General features: G+C 63.8%; 19 protein-coding genes. 4 read left to right on the plus strand and 15 right to left on the minus strand.

Annotated features, from left to right (window positions below):
• From J5Y06_RS08490 to J5Y06_RS08505, 4 genes are all read left to right on the plus strand, one after another.
• Positions 1-1,044: a FecCD family ABC transporter permease gene (locus J5Y06_RS08490; RefSeq protein WP_342453394.1), complete on the plus strand. Its 1,044-nt coding sequence runs from the start codon at positions 1-3 to the stop codon at positions 1,042-1,044.
• Positions 1,045-1,112: 68 nt separating this feature from the next.
• Positions 1,113-2,081 carry a FecCD family ABC transporter permease gene (locus tag J5Y06_RS08495; RefSeq protein WP_342453395.1) on the plus strand — a complete coding sequence of 323 codons (969 nt, stop codon included), beginning with the start codon at positions 1,113-1,115 and terminating at the stop codon, positions 2,079-2,081.
• Positions 2,078-2,890 carry an ABC transporter ATP-binding protein gene (locus J5Y06_RS08500; RefSeq protein WP_209334709.1) on the plus strand — a complete coding sequence of 271 codons (813 nt, stop codon included), beginning with the start codon at positions 2,078-2,080 and terminating at the stop codon, positions 2,888-2,890. Before J5Y06_RS08495 ends, J5Y06_RS08500 begins: the two co-directional genes overlap by 4 nt.
• Positions 2,887-3,996: a DUF2218 domain-containing protein gene (locus J5Y06_RS08505; protein WP_245247705.1), complete on the plus strand. Its 1,110-nt coding sequence runs from the start codon at positions 2,887-2,889 to the stop codon at positions 3,994-3,996. Before J5Y06_RS08500 ends, J5Y06_RS08505 begins: the two co-directional genes overlap by 4 nt.
• Before the next feature lie 16 nt (positions 3,997-4,012).
• On the opposite strand, the gene J5Y06_RS08510 is transcribed toward J5Y06_RS08505, so the two are convergent.
• The 15 genes from J5Y06_RS08510 to J5Y06_RS08580 form a co-directional block, all read right to left on the minus strand.
• Positions 4,013-5,056 carry a 3-carboxy-cis,cis-muconate cycloisomerase gene (locus J5Y06_RS08510; RefSeq protein WP_342453396.1) on the minus strand — a complete coding sequence of 348 codons (1,044 nt, stop codon included), beginning with the start codon at positions 5,054-5,056 and terminating at the stop codon, positions 4,013-4,015.
• Positions 5,053-6,255 carry a 3-oxoadipyl-CoA thiolase gene (pcaF, locus tag J5Y06_RS08515; protein WP_209334710.1) on the minus strand — a complete coding sequence of 401 codons (1,203 nt, stop codon included), beginning with the start codon at positions 6,253-6,255 and terminating at the stop codon, positions 5,053-5,055. The genes J5Y06_RS08510 and pcaF overlap by 4 nt, the downstream gene beginning before the upstream one ends.
• 3 nt (positions 6,256-6,258) lie before the next feature.
• Positions 6,259-6,930 (minus strand): 3-oxoacid CoA-transferase subunit B, encoded by a 672-nt coding sequence (locus J5Y06_RS08520; protein ID WP_209334711.1) that lies wholly within the window; start codon positions 6,928-6,930, stop codon positions 6,259-6,261.
• A complete protein-coding gene (locus tag J5Y06_RS08525; protein WP_209334712.1) occupies positions 6,927-7,661 on the minus strand; it encodes a 3-oxoacid CoA-transferase subunit A in 735 nt (244 codons plus the stop codon). The genes J5Y06_RS08520 and J5Y06_RS08525 overlap by 4 nt, the downstream gene beginning before the upstream one ends.
• Before the next feature lie 29 nt (positions 7,662-7,690).
• Positions 7,691-8,314, minus strand: a complete 624-nt coding sequence (gene pcaG / locus J5Y06_RS08530; RefSeq protein WP_209334713.1) for a protocatechuate 3,4-dioxygenase subunit alpha — start codon at positions 8,312-8,314, stop codon at positions 7,691-7,693.
• Between the two features lie 2 nt (positions 8,315-8,316).
• The gene (gene pcaH / locus J5Y06_RS08535; RefSeq protein WP_209334714.1) at positions 8,317-9,039 is read right to left on the minus strand and encodes a protocatechuate 3,4-dioxygenase subunit beta; all 723 of its coding nucleotides are present in this window, start codon (positions 9,037-9,039) and stop codon (positions 8,317-8,319) included.
• Entirely contained in the window at positions 9,036-10,223 is a 1,188-nt protein-coding gene (pcaDC, locus tag J5Y06_RS08540) for a bifunctional 3-oxoadipate enol-lactonase/4-carboxymuconolactone decarboxylase PcaDC (protein ID WP_209334715.1), read from the minus strand. The genes pcaH and pcaDC overlap by 4 nt, the downstream gene beginning before the upstream one ends.
• On the minus strand, positions 10,223-11,410 hold the full coding sequence (gene pobA / locus J5Y06_RS08545; protein ID WP_209334716.1) for a 4-hydroxybenzoate 3-monooxygenase: 1,188 nt from the start codon (positions 11,408-11,410) through the stop codon (positions 10,223-10,225). The genes pcaDC and pobA overlap by 1 nt, the downstream gene beginning before the upstream one ends.
• 17 nt (positions 11,411-11,427) lie before the next feature.
• The gene (locus tag J5Y06_RS08550; protein ID WP_209334717.1) at positions 11,428-12,144 is read right to left on the minus strand and encodes an ABC transporter ATP-binding protein; all 717 of its coding nucleotides are present in this window, start codon (positions 12,142-12,144) and stop codon (positions 11,428-11,430) included.
• Positions 12,144-12,890 carry an ABC transporter ATP-binding protein gene (locus tag J5Y06_RS08555; protein ID WP_209334718.1) on the minus strand — a complete coding sequence of 249 codons (747 nt, stop codon included), beginning with the start codon at positions 12,888-12,890 and terminating at the stop codon, positions 12,144-12,146. The genes J5Y06_RS08550 and J5Y06_RS08555 overlap by 1 nt, the downstream gene beginning before the upstream one ends.
• 3 nt (positions 12,891-12,893) lie before the next feature.
• The gene (locus J5Y06_RS08560) at positions 12,894-13,880 is read right to left on the minus strand and encodes a branched-chain amino acid ABC transporter permease (protein WP_209334719.1); all 987 of its coding nucleotides are present in this window, start codon (positions 13,878-13,880) and stop codon (positions 12,894-12,896) included.
• Complete coding sequence (locus J5Y06_RS08565; RefSeq protein WP_209334720.1) at positions 13,877-14,746, minus strand: branched-chain amino acid ABC transporter permease; 870 nt, start codon at positions 14,744-14,746, stop codon at positions 13,877-13,879. Before J5Y06_RS08565 ends, J5Y06_RS08560 begins: the two co-directional genes overlap by 4 nt.
• A gap of 54 nt (positions 14,747-14,800) precedes the next feature.
• Positions 14,801-16,393 (minus strand): amidohydrolase, encoded by a 1,593-nt coding sequence (locus tag J5Y06_RS08570; RefSeq protein ID WP_209334721.1) that lies wholly within the window; start codon positions 16,391-16,393, stop codon positions 14,801-14,803.
• An 83-nt stretch (positions 16,394-16,476) separates the two neighbouring features.
• The gene (locus J5Y06_RS08575; protein WP_209334722.1) at positions 16,477-17,652 is read right to left on the minus strand and encodes an ABC transporter substrate-binding protein; all 1,176 of its coding nucleotides are present in this window, start codon (positions 17,650-17,652) and stop codon (positions 16,477-16,479) included.
• A gap of 146 nt (positions 17,653-17,798) precedes the next feature.
• Complete coding sequence (locus J5Y06_RS08580; protein WP_209334723.1) at positions 17,799-18,560, minus strand: IclR family transcriptional regulator domain-containing protein; 762 nt, start codon at positions 18,558-18,560, stop codon at positions 17,799-17,801.
• Between the last annotated feature and the right edge of the window lie 18 nt (positions 18,561-18,578).

An 18,578-nucleotide genomic window follows, 5' to 3' on the forward strand; every position in this document is an offset into this window, starting at 1 on the left:
GTGTCCGATCTTCAACCGCGGCGCTTGGCTGCCATTCCCGCTCTCCGTTTCCACCGACCCAGCCGCGTCTTTTGGCTGGCCATCATGCTGGCCGCCCTCGCTGTCTTGACGGTTTTGTCGGTTGCCGTGGGGACGCGCGACGTGGCGTGGCACGATGTTTTCCCCGCGCTTGCGGGTCACGTGGAAAGCATCGAACAAGCGGCCGTTGCGGTGCGCATTCCCCGAACCCTCCTTGCCGTTCTTGCGGGCGCGGCGCTTGCGGTTTCCGGAACCGTCATGCAGGGCGTGACGCGCAACCCGCTGGCCGAGCCTGGCATCCTCGGGGTCAACATGGGCGCCTCGCTCGCAATCGCCATCGGAGTCGCCTGGTTCGGCATCGCGTCGACCCAAGCCTTCATCTGGACGGCAATTGCTGGCGCGTGGGGCACGGCAATCTTTGTCTACGCAATCGGCTCGCTTGGACGCGGCGGTGCAACGCCGCTCAAGCTGGCTTTGGCCGGCACGGCCACGAACGTTGCCTTTGTTTCGCTGGTGCTGGCTGTTTTGCTGACGCGCAACGACGTCGCAGGAGGCATGCGATCCTGGCAGGTGGGCGGCGTCGGAGGGGCGACCAATGATCGAACCGCGGCGATCCTGCCCTTCCTCGCCGCCGGGTTCGTTGTCAGCCTCCTGTCGGCCCGCAAGCTGAACTCGCTGGCCCTTGGCGACGATGTAGCGGCTGGCTTGGGTGAACGCGTTGCGCGCACGCGTGTTGTGGCGTCGTTTGGCGCAATCCTGTTGTGTGGCGCCACCACTGCGGCCTGCGGGCCGATCGCCTTCGTTGGGCTGGTTGTGCCGCATCTCTGTCGCAGCCTGTTCGGCTCCGATTATCGATGGCTGGTGCCGATCGGTGCCGTCGCGGGCGCGAGCCTGCTGCTGGTGGCTGATGTCGTCGGGCGCGTCGTGGCGCGACCCAGCGAACTCGATGTCGGCATCGTCACCGCCTTCCTTGGCGCGCCCTTCTTTGTCTGGATCGTACGGCGCCAAAGGATCCGCGAACTGTGACTGCGCTCGCCTTCACCGCTGATCATGTTGCCCACGGCCGGCGCCAACGAAGGAACACGTGCCGCCGTGTGATCGGCTGCGCAGTGGTGGCGCTGGCCGCGGCTTTCGCGCTGACCCTGACTCTCGGGCAATCCTTCACGCCGCCTCAGGTGGTGCTTGACGTTCTGCTTGGAAAGGATGTGCCGGGCGCTTCTTTCACGATCGGGCAATTGCGCTTGCCCCGTGCGGTTCTCGCGATTCTTGCGGGCCTGAGCTTCGGCTTGAGCGGTGCGGCGTTCCAGATCATGCTGCGCAACCCTCTCGCCAGCCCGGACATCATCGGCATCAGCTTCGGTGCGAGTGCGGCGGCCGTGTTCGCGATCGTCTTCCTGTCGGCAAGCGGCGCCGTGGTGTCGCTCTTAGCCGTGACGGGCGGCCTCGCTGTTGCCGTTGCGATCTACGGTCTCTCATCCCGCAACGGAGTCGCAGGCACGCGCTTCATCCTGGTGGGCATCGGCGTCGCAGCCATGCTGGAAAGCTTTATCTCCTATACGCTCTCGCAGGCGCCGTCCTGGAACCTTCAGGAGGCCATGCGCTGGCTGACTGGCAGCGTGAATGGCGCCCAGCTCCAGCAGGCGCTGCCGCTTTCCGCGGCGCTGGTCGGCTTCGGCGGATTGCTGCTCAGCCAGGCACGCAACCTCGAAGCATTGCGTCTCGGCGACGACATGGCGGCGGGGCTCGGCGTGAACGTCGCGCGCACACGGCTCCTTGTGATCATGGGTGCAGTGGGCGTGCTTGCCGTTGCCACCGCCGTGACTGGCCCCATCGCCTTCGTGGCCTTTCTGTCCGGGCCAATCGCCGCGCGCCTGGTGGGCAGCGAAGGCTCTCTCCTGATGCCGTCGGCGCTGGTGGGAGCGATTCTCGTGCTTGGCGGCGATTACGTCGGTCAGTTCCTTCTGCCGACGCGCTACCCGGTTGGTGTGGTGACAGGCGCGCTAGGGGCACCCTACCTGATCTACCTCATCGTGCGGGTGAACCGAACGGGGCGCTCGCTGTGACGCACCACCGTCTCTTCGTGCAGGATCTTGCCGCCGGTTATGGCGATCGCAACGTGTTTGCCGGGCTCGACCTCGACGTGCTTCCGGCAAAGATCACGGCGATCGTCGGTGCCAACGCTTGCGGAAAGTCCACGCTGTTGCGGGCCATGTCGCGGCTCCTGCCTCCAAGGCAGGGTCAGGTGCTGCTCGACGGAAAGTCGATCCACACCATGCCGCCGCGCAAGCTCGCACAAACGCTCGGCCTTCTGCCGCAATCGCCGATTGCACCCGAAGGCATCACGGTTTCCGATCTCGTGGGGCGCGGCCGTCATCCGCATCAGGGCGTTTTTTCTCGCTGGACCAGGCAAGACGACGAGGCCGTTGCCGCCGCACTGCAAGCCACCAACACCACCGATCTTGCCGAACGGCCGGTGGATGAGCTTTCTGGCGGTCAGCGTCAGCGCATCTGGATCGCCATGGCGCTTGCCCAGCAAACGGACATCCTGCTCCTCGACGAGCCGACCACCTTTCTGGACATCGCGCACCAAGTCGAAGTTCTCGACCTTCTGGTTGACCTCAATCAGACCCGCGGCACGACGATCATCATGGTTTTGCACGACCTCAACCTCGCGGCACGCTACGCGGACCATCTGGTTGCCATGGCGGATGGGCGGCTGCATGCGAGAGGAACGCCGGGAGACGTCCTGACGGTTGAAACCGTGCGCGACGTTTTTGGGCTGGAAAGCAGCATCGTCGCGGATCCCCTGAGTGGTCGCCCGCTGATGCTGCCGATCGGCCGCCATCGCATAAAAAGGGAGGAGGTCGCATGAGCCTCGTCGTGGAAGAACAAGACATCATGGGAGACCAGACCTTCGTGCTCGCCGGCACGGCACGACCCCGGGATGCCGCATGGATGCTGGACGAAATGTGCGAGCACTTCGTCGAGCACGCGTCGGTTCAGCGGACGGGCGCGTCGGCCCTGATGAAAAGCGCCTTGGGAACGGCCGCCTTCGCGCTGGTTGATGGTCGGATTGAGATCAAGATCGCAGCGCCGTCCAGCCAATCCCTTCAACTGGCGCAAAACTCCATCGCCGAGCACATGTTCTACTTTGCGGGCGAGGATCCGCTCGAGCTCAGTTGGTCGTCTGCGAGCGAGCCCAAGCCGCTTCCGAACTTCCGCGAGGCCATTGTGGTGCGCACCGAAGCGGTCACGCCGCATATGCGCCGCGTCGTCTTGCGCTGCGATGACGTGTCTGCCTTTGCCGGCGGCGGCATGCATGTGCGCCTGCTCCTTCCGCCGCCAGGACGTAACCCCGTTTGGCCGAACATGGGCGCGGACGGGCGGCTGGCCTGGCCGGAGGGCGACGATGAACTGGTGGTGCGCGTTTACACGATCCGCTTCGTTGACAGAGAGCGCCGCGAAGTGTCGATCGATTTTCTGCAGCACCCGATGCCGGACGTCGCAACGCCCGGCGCTGATTTCGCCCGGGATGCAAAGGTGGGTCAGGTGATCGGCATGCTTGGACCAGGAGGCGGCGACATGCCGGTCGCTGCGCGCATGCTGCTCGCCGGTGACGAAAGCGCCTTGCCGGCAATCGCCCGCATCATTGCCGAAGCGCCGGCCGGCACTGAAATACAAGCCTTGATCGAGATCGAGGATGAGGCGGAGGAGCAGCCGTTGCCGAGCGCAGGCGCGCTCGAGCTTCGCTGGCTTCATCGCAAGAACAGGACGGGCGAAGCGCCGAACCGGCTGCTGGATGTCGTTCTGGATTCAATCCGAAACGTCGAACCGCACACCTTCGTCTGGGTTGCTTGCGAGAAGGACGATATCCGGATCGTGCGTCAGACACTCAAGGCGCGCGGCCATGATCGCAAGCGGATGTATGTCGCCTGGTATTGGGACAAAGGCGAGGGCAGCGCGTCCGACGCAACGTAGCGTTGGGGGAAAGGCTTCAGCCGCGCGTGGCGCGAAACTGCAGTCCCGAAAGGACTTGCTGCGCCCGCAGGAGGGCGCTCCCGGCAGCGCAGGCCATTTGCGGCAGCACGAGCCATTCCAGCGTCCAGGCCGCGCCGGACCGTTCGTTTTCATGCACCATCGATTGTGCCACCGTTCCGAGGAGGCCGGCATTGAGCCGAGCCAGGGTCACCAGCAGTTCTGCGCCAACCGGGTTCTGCTTGTGCGCCATGGCCGAAGATGTGCCGCCGCCCGCAAGGGCGACGGTGCCGGCCTGTGCCATCAGGCCAAGGTCCTGCCCGATCTTGCCCATGGTGCCGGTGAGAGTGGCAAATGCCTGCGCTGCATCAAGGACCACCGTCCGATCGGAATGCCACGGAGCTGCATCGCGGAGCGCGAGCGCCTGCGCCAAGTCCGCGCGGAGCCGACGGTACTGCGTGCCGAAGCTGCCGCCGGTTCCGATCGGACCGCCGAGCTGGATCGGCAGATCCTGACGAAGCTGGATCAGTCGTGCACGATGCGATTGAAGCGGTTGCCGCCAGGTGGCGAGCTTGTCGGCCCCCGTGAAGGGAAGGGCGGCCTGCATGCGCGTATGCGCCATCAAGGACGTTAACCCCTGATCGAGTGCCGTTTCGTCGATCAGGCGGATAACGCTGTCTAGCCGCTCTTCGAAAAGGCCGAAGACGGTCTGCAGCCTCAGCATCAGCCCGGTGTCGATGATGTCCTGGCTGGTCGCCCCTTTGTGAACATCCGCTCCATACGGCTCGCCCAAAGCGCTGCGGAGCGCCTTCACAAGCGCCGGAACCGGCACGCCGTCGCGAGCCATGCCGCTGCGGATTGCTGCGAGGTCCGGGCGAAGCGTCGCTGAGACTTCTGCGATGTCCTCCGCAGCTTGCCGCTCGATGATGCCGAGCCCTGCTTGCGCCCGAGCAAGCGCGACTTCGACACGCAGCATGGCGGCGATTTCGGCTTCCTCGCTGAAGTGGGCGGCGACCTCGTCGTCGCGGATCAAAGCATCAGCGAGGCCGCCAATCACGCTCACACCCGCTCAAGCGCAATCGCGATGCCTTGGCCGACACCGATGCACATCGTAGCCAGCGCACGCTTTCCGCCGGTAAGCGACAGTTCCACGGCGGCCGTTCCGGTGATCCGAGCTCCCGACATGCCCAGCGGATGGCCGAGCGCGATGGCGCCGCCGTTCCGGTTCACGCGCCCGTCGTCATCCGCAATGCCCAGTTCGCGCAAGGTGGCGATGCCCTGCGACGCAAAGGCTTCGTTGAGCTCGACCACGTCGAAGTCGGCCTGCGAAAAACCGAGCCGCGCCATCAATTTCTGCGAAGCGGGCGCAGGCCCGATTCCCATGATGCGCGGCGGAACGCCCGCCGTGGCGCCGCCGAGCACGCGGGCGATCGGCGTCAGGCCGTAGCGTTTCGCGGCTTCTTCCGAGGCAATGATCAAGGCGGCAGCGCCGTCATTCACGCCGGAAGCGTTGCCGGCCGTCACGGTGCCACCCTTGCGGAACGGCGTCGGCAGCTTGGCCAAGGCTTCCACGGACGTAGCGCGCGGATGCTCGTCGCGATCCACAACCACGGGATCGCCCTTGCGTTGCGGGATCGTCACCGGGGTGATTTCGCGCGCCAGGCGGCCGTTTTCCTGCGCCGCAGCCGCCTTGCTTTGCGAGCGAACGGCGAAAGCATCCTGGTCCTCGCGCGAAACGCGATAATCTTCGGCGACGTTTTCACCCGTCTCAGGCATCGAGTCGACGCCGTATTGCGCCTTCATCAGCGGGTTCACGAAGCGCCAGCCGATGGTGGTGTCGTAGATTTCGGCGTTACGCGAAAAGGCCGTTTCCGCTTTTGGCATCACGAAGGGCGCACGCGACATAGACTCCACGCCGCCAGCAATCATCAGTTCCGCTTCACCGGCTTTAATTGCGCGCGCAGCCTGGATCACCGCATCCATGCCCGAGCCGCACAAGCGGTTGATTGTGGCGCCGGTGACCTTGTCCGGAAGTCCTGCAAGCAGCACCGCCATGCGCGCAACGTTGCGGTTGTCTTCGCCGGCCTGATTTGCGCAGCCATAGATCACATCGTCGACCGCCGACCAATCCACGGACGCGTGCTGTTCCATCAGCGCCTTCATTGGTACGGCAGCGAGGTCATCGGCGCGAACACTGGACAGCGAGCCGCCGAAGCGACCGATGGGGGTGCGAAGATACGCGCAGATAAAGGCTTCAGGCATTCGTCAAAGCTCCGGCACAACGAGATCGGCAACGGTTCCGTGTACACCGAGCTCCGCGCCGGTGACAGCCTGCAGTTCTTCCAGCGACATCGCGGCCAGCTTTTCACGCAGGATGAACCGTCCGCCTTGGATGTCGATCACGGCCAAGCTTGTATAAACGCGCGTCACGCAGCCAACGCCGGTCAGCGGCAGCGAGCACCGCTTCACGAGCTTGGGCTTGCCGTCCTTGGTTGTGTGTTCGGTGATCACCACCACCTGCTTTGCGCCATGAACAAGATCCATGGCGCCGCCAACGGCCGGCACGCCTTTCGGCCCCGTGGACCAGTTGGCGAGATCGCCGTTTTCGGCCACTTCGAAGGCGCCGAGGATTGCCATGTCGAGATGACCGCCGCGCACCATGGCGAAGCTGTCGGCATGGTGGAAGAAGGCCGTACCCGGCAGAAGCGTAACCGCCTTCTTGCCGGCATTGATCAGGTCCCAGTCTTCTTCGCCAGCAGGCGGGGCTTCGCCGAAGCCGAGAATGCCGTTTTCGGTGTGGAAGATCGCTTGCCGCCCGGGCGGCTGGAACCGCGCGACCATTTCCGGCAGGCCGATGCCGAGATTGACATAAGCGTCGTCGGCAATCTCTTGCGCGGCGCGCCAGGCGATCTGCGTTGCGGAAAGCTTGGCGCTCATGCGGCGACCTCCGGGTAATGGGCGTTGGCGCGGTTCAGGTCTTCTTCCTGTGCGGGGTTCGCCACTTCCACCACCGCCTGCACGAAGATGCCCGGCGTCACGACGTGCTCGGGGTCGATTGTGCCAGGCTCCACGACCTGCGACACCTGCACGATCGTGGTGGTTGCGGCCATGCACATCAGCGGATTGAAGTTGCGCGCTGCCTTGTTGAAGGTGAGGTTCCCCATCGTGTCGCCAAGATGGGCCTTCACCAGCGCGAAATCGGCCTTGAGCCAGCGTTCGCGAACATAAGAGCGGCCGTCGAACTCTTCCACCGGCTTGCCTTCGGCGAGTTCCGTGCCGAAGCTTGCCGGCGTGTAGAAGGCCGGAATGCCGGCGCCTCCAGCACGGATACGCTCGGCCAGCGTCCCCTGCGGCACCAGTTCCAGCTCGATCTTGCCGGCCAGATAGCGCTCCGTGAACACGCGCGGATCAGCCGAGCGCGGGAAGGAGCAGATGAGCTTGGCGACCATGCCTTGCTCGATCATGGCGGCAAGGCCGACATGACCATTGCCGGCATTGTTGTTCACGACCGTCAGGTTCTTCGGCGCGCCCGTTTGGAGAAAGCGATCGATCAGCGCGTGAACCATTTCGATCGGTGCGCCGGAACCGCCGAAGCCGCCGATCATGATCGTGGCGCCGTCGGTGATACCGGCAACCGCGTCTTGGAGGGTGGGAAGCGTCTTGTTCATTGCAGTCCTTCCGGCCGCTTGCGCGGCACTCACATGTCGAGGAACACGGTCTCGTTGTCGCCCTGGATGCGGATGTCGAACGTAAACACAGGAATGCCGTCGCGCTCGCTGCGCCGAGCAATCAGCGTTTCGCGGCGCGCCGGTTCCGGGATGCGCAGGAGCAGCGGATCCCCAGCATTGGCCTCGGCTTCGTCCGCGAAATAAAGCCTCGTATGAAGGCCGATGTTTATGCCGCGCGCTACGATCCACACGGTGATGTGCGGCGCCTGCACGCGACCATCGGGGTAGGGCACCTGTCCGGGCCGAATGGTCTCGAAGCGGAACGTGCCATCGGCTTCCGCAACGGGCTGGCGGCCCCAGCCGACGAAGTTCGGATCAGCCGTCCCGCGCGTTTCGGCTGGCGAGTTGTGGAGGCCATCCGCATCGGCCTGCCAGATCTCGATCAGGGCGTCGCGCACCGGTGCACCGGCACCGTCCGTGACCGTGCCCTCGATCAGGATGCGCTCCCCCCTGGTTTCGGGCCCAACGAGAGCGAGGCCGAGATCGTCCTTCCAGACGCCGGTGATTTCCACCCAGTTCGGGTTGGTACCGATATGAACGTAGGGGCCGGCTGTCTGCGACGGGCTCTCTTTGAGGTAGTCGAGGCGCTGCATGGTCAGTTCCCCTCCAGCCGGTTTTCAAACAGGGTCGAGCGGCGACCGCGCAGGACGATGTCGAACTTGTAAGCGAGGCTGTCCATCGGAATGGTGGCGTTGCGGTCGAGCGCTGCCACCAGCCTGTCGAGGGCCGCCGGATCGGGGATCGTCTTCACGATGGGGCACTGCCAGATCATCGGATCGCCCTCGAAATACATCTGTGTGATCAGGCGTTGCGCAAAGGCGTGGCCAAACACGGAAAAGTGGATGTGCGCCGGGCGCCAGTCGTTGACGCCGTTCGGCCAGGGATAAGCGCCGGGCTTCACCGTGCGGAACTCATAGCGACCTTCCGCATCGGTGATGGCGCGCCCGCAACCGCCGAAATTCGGATCGAGCGCGGCGAGGTAGCTTTCCTTCTTGTGGCGATAACGCCCGCCCGCATTCGCCTGCCAGAACTCCACCAGCGCGCCCGGCACCGGCCGGTTCGTTTCGTCCAGCACGCGGCCATAAACAATGATGCGTTGCCCGATTGCTTCCGCGCCGTCCTTGGCGAAGTTGCGGATCAGGTCGTTGTCGAGCGGACCCAGGATGTCGTGGCCGAACACGGGGCCGGTTTCTTCCGACAAGGTAGTAGGCAGCGAAAGAAGCGCGTGGCGTGGCGAGCGCAGCACCGACGTCTTGTAGGTTGGCGTGAGCGCCGGCGGGTGCCAGTCGCGATCGCGCTGGAAATAGGAATTGTTCATCCCGCCTGCTCCTCTCGCATGTCTGCGAATGTCTTTTTTGCGATCTTGATCGCGTGGTTGGCGGCCGGCACGCCGGCATAAACCGCGACATGCATCAGCGCTTCGGCAATGTCTCGTTCGCTGGCGCCGGTGTTGCGTGTGGCGCGCACATGCATGGCGACTTCGTCGTCCTGGCCCAGCGCGGCAAGCAACGCGATCGTCACAACCGAGCGCTCCCGCAAGGTAAATTGCCCGCTCGACCACACAGTGCCCCATGCGCCTTCCGTGATGAAGCGCTGGAACGCGGCGTCGAACGGTGTTGCGGCCGCACTCGCCCGGTCCACATGCGCGTCGCCGAGTACGCGACGGCGGACGCTCATGCCGGTCTCGAACCGCGTGGACGCTTCCGCCACGTTGGCAGCCGCAGCGTCGAGGTGCTCGGCAAGGAGCCTTGCAACCTGATCCGGCTGTTCCAGGCAGGGCAGGTGACCGGCGCCAGAAATCAGGACAAACCGCGCATCTGGGATGCGCTCGGCCGTCCCGCGCACGAGATCCGGCGGTGTAGGCTTGTCATCGTCGCCGCACAACACGAGCGTCGGCGCGGTGATCGCCGCCACCTGCTCCGTGAGATCGGCGTCGCGCAAGGCAGCGCAGCAGCCGCGGTAGCCTTCGGATGAGGTGCCTTCCAGCATTGATCGCCAGCCGGCGTAGGCAGCCGGTTGAGCGCCGCGAAAAGCGCTCGTCGGCCAGCGGCTCACCACCGCTTCGCTGATCGCCTGCATCCCGCCGGTTTCCACAGCCGCGATGCGCCCGTTCCAGCTGTCGGCGTCGCCGATCTTGGCGGCTGTGTCCATGAGAACCAGCGCTTCAACGCGATCTGGCGCTTGGACGGCGATCTGCTGCGCGATCAGGCCACCAATGCTGAGGCCGACCACGCTTGCCTTTTTCCAGCCGAGCGCATCCAGAACGCTCAGCACGTCACCGGCCAGTTGCCTGATCGTGTAGGGACCAGCCGCCGCCTCGCTCAGCCCATGGCCCCGCTTGTCGAGAAGCAGAATCTCGAAGCGGTCGCGCAGTCTGGCTTCGACGTCTTCCCAGATTCGGAAATCGGAGCCGAGCGAGTTCAGGAAAACAACGCGCGGTCGTCCGGCGGTTCCGCCGAGGCGGTAGTGGTGGGTGACACCATTGGCGGATACGAAAGGCATCAGCCCCTCCCTTGGCGATGTGGCAGGCCGGCGATCGGCAGGCCGGTGTAGTTTTCGGCAAGGCTCTGCTGTGCAGCCTGGGAAGACACAAGGTAGTCGAAGTCCGCGCGCTGAATGCGGCGGGAAAACGCGTCGCTTTCCGGAAAGGTGTGCAGCAGGCTGGTCATCCACCAACTGAACCGCTCCGCTTTCCAGATGCGCTGCAGCACATGGCTGGAATATTGGTCGATGCCGGCGTCGCTCTTTTCCACGGCAGCTTCGATCAGCGCGTCGGCGAGAATGGCGACGTCACTCATGGCAAGGTTCAGCCCCTTGGCGCCGGTGGGCGGCACGATATGAGCGGCATCGCCGGCGAGGAACAACTGGCCGAAGCGAAGGGGTTCGGCAACAAAGGACCGCAGCGGTGCAATGGATTTCTCGATCGAGGCGCCGGTTTTCAGGGCGTCGGCAGTTTCCGGCGCAAGCCGGCTGCGCAGCTCATCCCAGAACCGATCGTCGGACCAGTTCTCGACTTTCTCGTCCAGCGGCACCTGGACATAATAGCGGCTGCGGGTGAGCGAGCGCTGCGAACACAAGGCAAAGCCGCGCTGGTGATGTGCGTAGATCAGCTCCTCCGCGACCGGCGGCTTGTCCACGAGAATGCCCAGCCAGCCAAACGGGTAAACACGCTCATAGGTCGTCACGGCAGAAGCGGGAACGCTCGCCCGGCTGACCCCATGATAGCCGTCACAACCGGCAATGAAGTCGCAATCGATGCGGTGGTCCACGCCGTCCTTGCGGTAGGTGACGAACGGTTTGCCATCCAAGTCATGAAGCGTGACATCGTCCGCTTCGTAGATGGTGGTGCCGTTGCGAACCGCCATGAGGTCGCGCGTGACCTCGGTTTGGCCATAAACCATCACGCTGCGGCCCACCAGTTGCGTGAGGTCGAGCCGGTGGCTGTCGCCATCGAAGCTGAGATGAACACCATGATGGACAAGGCCTTCCGCATGCATGCGGCCCGCCGCGCCCGCCCGCTCGAGGAGGTCGACGCTGCCTTGTTCCAGCACGCCGGCGCGGATCCGGCTCAAAACGTAATCGGCGCTTTTGCGCTCCAGGATGGTGGCGTCCACGCCGGCGAGCTCAAGCAGCCGCCCCAGCATGAGCCCCGCGGGACCAGCACCTACGATGACAACCTGAGTGCGCATTCCCGTCTCCTGGCCGGCTAGTGGACGCCGGCAACACCCATGAACTTGTCGATCAGGTGAGGCTCGCTCGACAAAGCCTCTGACTGCCCGGACCAGACGATCCGGCCGCGCTCCATGACCAGCACCTCTTCGGCAAAAGCAAGCGCGGTTTTCAAGTTCTGCTCCACAAGGAGGATTGTGGTGGTGCCGGCCTTTGCAAGCTCGGTAAAGGCGGCCATCAGTTCCTGGCAGATCACCGGCGCCAGGCCTTCCAGAGGTTCGTCGAGCAGCAGAACCGAGGGTTTGCCCAGGAGCGCGCGCGCCGTGGACAGCATCTGCTGCTCGCCGCCCGACAATTGCCAGCCGAGGTTGCGGCGACGCTCCCTGAGACGCGGGAACAGATGGTAGGCTTCATCGAGGTTGGTCTTGGCTCGGCCCTTGAGGCCGCTCACCAAATTCTCCTCGACCGTCAATGTCCTAAAGATGTCGCGCGTTTGCGGCACGTACCCCAGACCGGCATAAGCACGGCGCGAGGCCGACAGCTTCTCGACGCCTGCGCCTTCAACGGCAATCGTGCCGGCATGGTGGGTCGTCAGTCCCATCAAGGTCGATAGAAGCGTGGTCTTTCCCATGCCGTTGCGGCCGATGATGGCCATCCGCTGGCCGGCCGGAACGGAAAAGGAAACGTCTTCTACGATCACGGTGCGCCCGTAGCCAGAACTCAGCCCGTTCACGTGAAGGGTTGCTGCTGGCATCAGGCATCCTCTCCCAGATAAGCGCTTCTGACGCGTGGATCGCTTCCGAGCTGTTCCGGCGTGCCGCGGAAGATAACGGCGCCCGAACTCAGCACGATCACCTCGCGGGCAAAACGGCGAACCAGATCCATGTCATGGTCGATAAGCAGCACGGCAAGTTCGGCGGGCAGGTTGTCGAGGGCGGCGACCACCCGGTCCATGTCGCTGCTCGGAATGCCGGCGGCCGGCTCGTCGAGCAGCAGCACCTTTGGCTTCAGCACGAGTGCAATGGCGATCTCGAGCAGGCGCTGCTGGCCATAGGCGATCTGTGCCACCACACGGTTCGCCAGGGGGTCGAGGCGCAGTCTGGCCAGCGCTTCCATCGCCTCGTCCAGAACCTCGGGCATCCGATGGTAGGACTTGAACATGCCGGCGGAGCGGCCTTCGCGCTGCAGGATCGCCATGGCGAGGTGGTCGATCACCGTGAGGTCGGGGAAAAGCCGCGTGATCTGAAAGGAACGGATCAGGCCAAGGCGAACGCGATCCGTGTCCTTCATACCGGTCACGTCCTGCCCCATCAGCGAAATGGAGCCGGATGTCGGGCGGTAAGCGCCTGCGATCAGGTTGATCAGGGTGGTCTTGCCGGCGCCGTTCGGTCCGATTAGGGCGGTGCGGCTGCCTTTGGCGAGGTTCAGCGAAACGTCATCGGTGACCTTCAGGCCACCGAAATTCATCTTGAGATTGCGGATGTCGAGGAGGGTGTCCAAGGCTCACACCTCCTTGTGCTGGAAGAGGCGGCCTACGAGGCCGTAGATGCCCTTTGGCGCGAACAGCACCACGAGGATCAGCAGGATGCCGACCAGGATCAGCCAATGGAATGGGCTGGCCGCCGACACGGAATGCTCGAACCACATGAACACGAAGGTTCCAGCCAGGGCACCGAAGATGTGGCCGGTGCCGCCGAAAATCAGCATCACCAGCGCTTCAGCGGATGTCGTGAAGCTGACGCTGTCCAGCCCCACCACCTGGGTCGCCACCGCCTGCAGCGCGCCGCCCAATCCGCCGACAAAACCGGAAATCGCATACATCTTCAGGAGCGTGAGATAAACGGACGCGCCCATGGCACGGACGCGAACGCGATCCTGATGGATGCCCCGGCACATCATGCCGAAGGGGGAGCGCACCAGGATGCGCAAAAGCACCGCCACGACCAGAACAACAGCAAGCGCCAGCCAGAACGCCGTCCGCCCCCACAGGTCGAACTCGAAGATGCCGAACAGCGGGTCGATGGTCAGGCCCGCCAAACCGTCGCTGCCGCCGGTCACGAACGACGCCTTGTTCACGCCCTCGGACGCGAGTTGCACCAGCGCGATGGAGATCACGAGCTGCGACAGGCCATGGCCCTTGAGGATCAGCGCGCCCGACACGACCCCCGCCAGCAAGCCCGCCAAGGAACCGAGCAGGAGGAGAAGCAGCGGATCCGACACGCCGTTGACGCTGGCGATGCCGGCCGCATAAGCGCCCGCGCCGTACACAAAGGCATGGCCGAGCGTCGCCACGCCGCTGACGCCTGTCACGAGGTCCAGCGACATCACGAGGAGGCTGATCGACAGGATGATCGTGAGGAACGACAGGTTGTTCGGGAAAAGGAAGAAGCAGCCGACGCCTACCGCAAGAATGGCGCACGCGCCGATCAGGTCTCGCAGCCCGTGCCGCGTGGTGGCTGGGATGGCCCGGGTCTGGGACAAAGCGGTCATACGTTGAGTTTCCGTCCAAACAGGCCGTTGGGGAACATCAGCACGATGATGATCACGGCGAAGTAGAAGAAAAACGCGCCATAGGACGGCAGGAGATAACGGGCGACGGTGTCCACGGTGCCGAGGATCAGGCAAGCGGCAAGCGCTCCGCCAATTGACCCGGCGCCGCCCACGCAGACCACGACAAGAAGCATCACCATGTAGGTCAGCGCATAATAGGGCTCGATCGGGAGCAGTTCCGCGCCGATCACACCGCCAAAGGCAGCAAGCCCCGTCGCGAGCGCGAAGCTCACCGAAAAAATCACACTGGTCTTGATGCCGAGCGAGCCTGCAATCTTTTCGTTCTCGACTGCGGCGCGCAGCTTGATCCCGAAGTCGGTCTTCTCGATCACGTACCAGAGCCCGGCTGCAACCGCAGCGCCGCAGAAGGCGATGAAAACACGGTTGGACGACATGGTCCGGAAGCCGAGATCGACGCGCTGCCTCAGTTCGTCGGGCAGGGGGATCGTTTTCAAGGTGGGGCCGAAGATGAAGTTCGCGACGCCGATGATCACGAAGGTGATGCCGATCGTCATCAGGACCTGCGTGAGTTCGGAGGTGCCGTAGATGCGGCGGTACAAGAGCCGCTCCATGGGCACCGCGATGATGATCGCGCCCACGACGGCGGCAGCAACCGCAAGCGTGTAGGACATGCCCTGGTCCTGCGTGATGTAGGACGCGATGTAGCCGCCGATCATGGCAAAGGCGCCATGCGCGAGGTTGACGACCTTCATCAGCCCCATCGCGAGCGACAGGCCGACGGAGATGATGAAAAGCACCATCCCGTACACAAAGGCGTCCGACAGTATGTTGAAGAAAAGCACCATCAGATTATCGCTTCACCGGCTCCCGGAGCCATGGCCTGGAGGTTGACCGCAGCATCATGCATCGTGATGGACGATCCGGCCATCGATCATTGTGAGGGTTGCGCGGGTCGCGGCGAGCGCCGCACCCTCCGCTTCAAAGGGGTCTCGGTCAAAGGCGGCGAGATCGGCCGCCTGTCCGACTTCGAGCCTGCCGCGGAAGGGGCTGTGGTGCATGGCCTCCGCACCGCCGGCAATATACGCGTGCACCGCTTCGCGGACGGAAACCGCTTCCGCCGGACCCAGGATGCTTCCGTTGGAAGACTTTCGTTCGGCAGCCGAGCGCACGCCCTCCCACGGTGAAAACAAGCCGGTCGGTGCATCCGAGCTGAAAACGAGCTGCGCTCCTGCATCGAGAACGCTGCGGCCGGGATAGGCGGTTTCGGTGCGTCGTCCGAGCCCTGCTTCGATCGATGGACCCATGCGCCACAGGAAGCTCGGCTGCATCACAACAAAGGCGTCGATGGCCTTGAGCCGCGGAAACAGATCCGGGGGAGGGCAGAAGCAGTGCTCGATTCGGTGACCGCGCCGTTCCCTTTGCTTCCCTTCCGCCGCCTCATAGGCGCTGGCCACCAGCGCGATCGCCCGGTCACCGGTCGCATGAACGGCAACCCGCCATCCCGCCTCGTGCGCGGCAAGGATTTCCGCGACCAGCACATTCTCCGGCAAAACAAAGGTGCCTGTGCCGCCGCGGTCGCAGAACGGTTCGGAAAGGGCGCTGGTGCGGCCGCCGACAATGCCGTCGGCAAAAAACTTCAAGGTTTCGCGGCTCCACCGGCGGTCGAAGGCAGGCGTACGTTTGCGCTCCGCTGCTTCTCCGGCCGTGAGCTGCGCCATGAAACCCATGCGAACGGGCAGATCGTCGTCGCCACGAAGGCTGTCCCAGATCGCGTCTTCGCGGTCATGCCCGGCTGAAAAGCCGACCGCTGCCTCTGTCAGTGCAGTGAGCCCGAGCTTCGTGCAATCGGTGATGGCATCACGGATGCCTTGCCGCAGGAGATGTTCGGCCGGAATGGGGCCCGCGCGGAAGATCGCCTCGGCCGCCCCTTCATACGCGATGCCCTTCAACCGTCCGTCCGCGAAACGCTCGAAGTGTCCGGAAACGGGGTCCGGCTGGTGTTCTGCGAGGCCAAGGCGCTGCATGGCGGCCGTGTTGAACACTGCCACATGTCCGCAATAGCGCCGCAGCAGCACCGGCTGGTCACCGAACATCGCGTCGAGTTCGTCGCGCGTGGGCAGGCGCCGCTCAGCCAGCATATCTTCGTTGAGCTCGAGCGCCTGCAGCCATTCGCCCGGCGCAAGCCGCGCCTGCTCCTGTTGCAGGAGGCTGAAAACATCAGCCAGGACGCGTGGGCGATGGGCGGCAAAGCCAAGCTGGAGTCGCGCCAGGGCAAGAGTGAAGATGTGGATATGAGCGTCGGTCAGGCCGGGCAGCACGCAGGCGCCGTCGAGATCGATCGTGCGATCGGCCGCTGGAGCGTCCGCCCGGTTCCCGATCCAGGCGATCCGGTCTCCCCGCACAAGCAAAGCAGACGCCGGATCGATGTCAAAGGCGGTACGATGAAACCGCCCGTTAGACAGCAGAATGCTGCCTGTCGTCTCTTGCGCCATAAACAAACTGCAGGTGCTGGATAAAACAGAACAAGCGGAAGCAGCCCCGGCCCGTTTCGGCCGGAGCTGCCAAAAGCGGCTTCTTACTTGCCTTCGAGGCCCCAATCGGGCTGGGCTTCGAACGTCCGGATTTCCTTGTTCATGTAAGTGTCGCCTTCCTTAGCGACTTCGCGCAGGTAAACGTTCTGCGTGATGTGGCGCGTGTCCGGATCGATGGTAACCGGGCCGCGCGGGCTTTCCCAGCTCATGCCCTTCACGGCATCCACCGCCTTCTGCGGATCCTGCTCGCCGTCCGTGGCGTCGATCATCTCATAGATGAGCTTCGCACCGTCGAAAGCGGCAACCGCAGCCATGGTCACTTTGCTCGGGTCCGCACCAACCGCCTTCAGCGCTTCCATGAAGGCCTTGTTTTCAGGCGAGTCATGGGAAGCCGAGTAATGGTAGGTCGACTGGGTGCCGATCGCGACGTCGCCGAGCGCCGGCAGATCCGGTTCTGTGAGGAGGTCGCCTGTGGAGATCAGTTTGATGCCGTCTTCCTTGAGGCCGTTGCCGATATAAGACTTCATGAAGCCGAGCGTCGGCGCACCGGCTGGGAAGAATGCGAAAACCGTGTCTGCGCCGGACTGCTTGATGCGCTGGACCAGCGGGTTGAAGTCGGTTGTCGACAGGGGAACGCGCAGCGTTTCCACGAGCTCGCCGCCGCCTTCCTCGTAGGTCTTCTTGAAGCCCGCTTCGGCGTCGACACCGGGACCATAATCGCTGACGATGGTAATGGCTTTCTTGCTGCCGTTCTCGATCGCGACCTTGGCGGCAGGAACCGTATTCTGCCACATCGTGAAGGAGGTGCGCAGGATATACGGGCTCTGCTCGACAATGGACGAAGTGGCTGCATTCAACACAACGAACGGTACCTTGCCCTGCTGCAGAAGCGGCGCGATGGCCAGCGCGTTCGGCGTGAAATAAGCGCCAGCAAGATATTGCACGCCATCGCGCACTACCAGTTCCTGTGCCAGCGCGCGTGCCTTGGCGGGATCAACCCCCGGGAGATCACGGAACACGAACTCGACATCATGGCCGTCGGCAGTCTTGCCGTTGACCTGCGCGTAGGCCTGTACGCCCCACTGGAAGTTCTGGCCGTAAAGCGAATAAGGGCCCGACATCGGTCCGATAACGCCGACCTTGATGGTGTCGGCATGGGCGGCCACCGAGCCAAGCAGCAGCGCTGAAAGCGCGCCAAGCAGACGGATACGCGAAGACATGTCAGTTCTCCTCTGTGGATCGCGCCTGATCAACCCTCTGAGCGCGTCAAATATTTTTCTTGTTGGCGATAAACGCACAAAGCCACACTATTCGCAGGAAAATGCCTTGGCAAGCAGCTTTCTCCGGCAGTCCGCAGAAGCCCAGGCTAGAAGATATTCGCCCGCGTGAGGTCGCTCGCACTGCGGCGAAGCGCGCTGACGATCTGCGTGACCCGTGAAGGGTCGCTCAGCTCCGTTGTTGCGTTCGAAACGCCAAGCGCAGCCTTGATTGCGCCCTTGCGCCCTACCGGAACTGCAATGCCGGTCACGTCGATCTCGAATTCGTTCGACACCACAGCAAAGCCCCGCTGTCCAACGTCATCAACGGCCTTCTTGATGGCGTCCCGATCGAGCAGGCTTTCGGGCGTGAGCGGGTTGATGGGCGCTGTTTCGAGGTTCGCAGACGCCCAGTCTTCCGGGCCATAGGCCAGCAACATGCGTCCGATTGCCGTGTGCATCAGGGGCAGGCGGCTGCCAACCGTGAAGCCGTAAGTGATCTGCGTGGAGCGCAGTGTGGATTGTGCAACCAACAGCGCATCAACATCGTCCACCATGGACAAGGAAACCGCGAGACCCGTTTCGCTGGCGCAGTTGTTCAGAAGCGGCTGGATGAACTTGCCAAACTGGTTGCCGCGCAGGAAGCCACCGGCCAGCACAAGGATGCGCGGCGTCAGTGAGAAGGTTCGGCTGTCTTTGCGAACGTAACCCAGCCGCACGAGCGTCAGCACCAGGCGCCGCGCGGTGGCGGGATCGAGATCCGTGGCGCGCGCGATATCGGCAATGGTCATATGCGTTTGATCTTCGTCGAAGGCTTTGAGGACGGCCATGCCCTTCAGGAAGGTCAACGAGATGTCGCGGTCAGATTCCATGTATGCGTACTCTTCGGC

Source organism: Tianweitania sediminis, from assembly GCF_017813335.1.
GTDB lineage: Bacteria > Pseudomonadota > Alphaproteobacteria > Rhizobiales > Rhizobiaceae > Tianweitania > Tianweitania sediminis.

Bases quoted from the DNA above. Each gene is read 5' to 3' on its own strand.
- J5Y06_RS08505 (WP_245247705.1), top strand. From the start codon at position 2,887: ATGAGCCTCGTCGTGGAAGAACAAGACATCATGGGAGACCAGACCTTC.
- pcaF (WP_209334710.1), bottom strand. From the start codon at position 6,255: ATGCCTGAAGCCTTTATCTGCGCGTATCTTCGCACCCCCATCGGTCGC.
- J5Y06_RS08520 (WP_209334711.1), bottom strand. From the start codon at position 6,930: ATGAGCGCCAAGCTTTCCGCAACGCAGATCGCCTGGCGCGCCGCGCAA.
- J5Y06_RS08525 (WP_209334712.1), bottom strand. From the start codon at position 7,661: ATGAACAAGACGCTTCCCACCCTCCAAGACGCGGTTGCCGGTATCACC.
- pcaG (WP_209334713.1), bottom strand. From the start codon at position 8,314: ATGCAGCGCCTCGACTACCTCAAAGAGAGCCCGTCGCAGACAGCCGGC.
- pcaH (WP_209334714.1), bottom strand. From the start codon at position 9,039: ATGAACAATTCCTATTTCCAGCGCGATCGCGACTGGCACCCGCCGGCG.
- pcaDC (WP_209334715.1), bottom strand. From the start codon at position 10,223: ATGCCTTTCGTATCCGCCAATGGTGTCACCCACCACTACCGCCTCGGC.
- pobA (WP_209334716.1), bottom strand. From the start codon at position 11,410: ATGCGCACTCAGGTTGTCATCGTAGGTGCTGGTCCCGCGGGGCTCATG.
- J5Y06_RS08550 (WP_209334717.1), bottom strand. From the start codon at position 12,144: ATGCCAGCAGCAACCCTTCACGTGAACGGGCTGAGTTCTGGCTACGGG.
- J5Y06_RS08560 (WP_209334719.1), bottom strand. From the start codon at position 13,880: ATGACCGCTTTGTCCCAGACCCGGGCCATCCCAGCCACCACGCGGCAC.
- J5Y06_RS08565 (WP_209334720.1), bottom strand. From the start codon at position 14,746: ATGGTGCTTTTCTTCAACATACTGTCGGACGCCTTTGTGTACGGGATG.
- J5Y06_RS08570 (WP_209334721.1), bottom strand. From the start codon at position 16,393: ATGGCGCAAGAGACGACAGGCAGCATTCTGCTGTCTAACGGGCGGTTT.
- J5Y06_RS08575 (WP_209334722.1), bottom strand. From the start codon at position 17,652: ATGTCTTCGCGTATCCGTCTGCTTGGCGCGCTTTCAGCGCTGCTGCTT.
- J5Y06_RS08580 (WP_209334723.1), bottom strand. From the start codon at position 18,560: ATGGAATCTGACCGCGACATCTCGTTGACCTTCCTGAAGGGCATGGCC.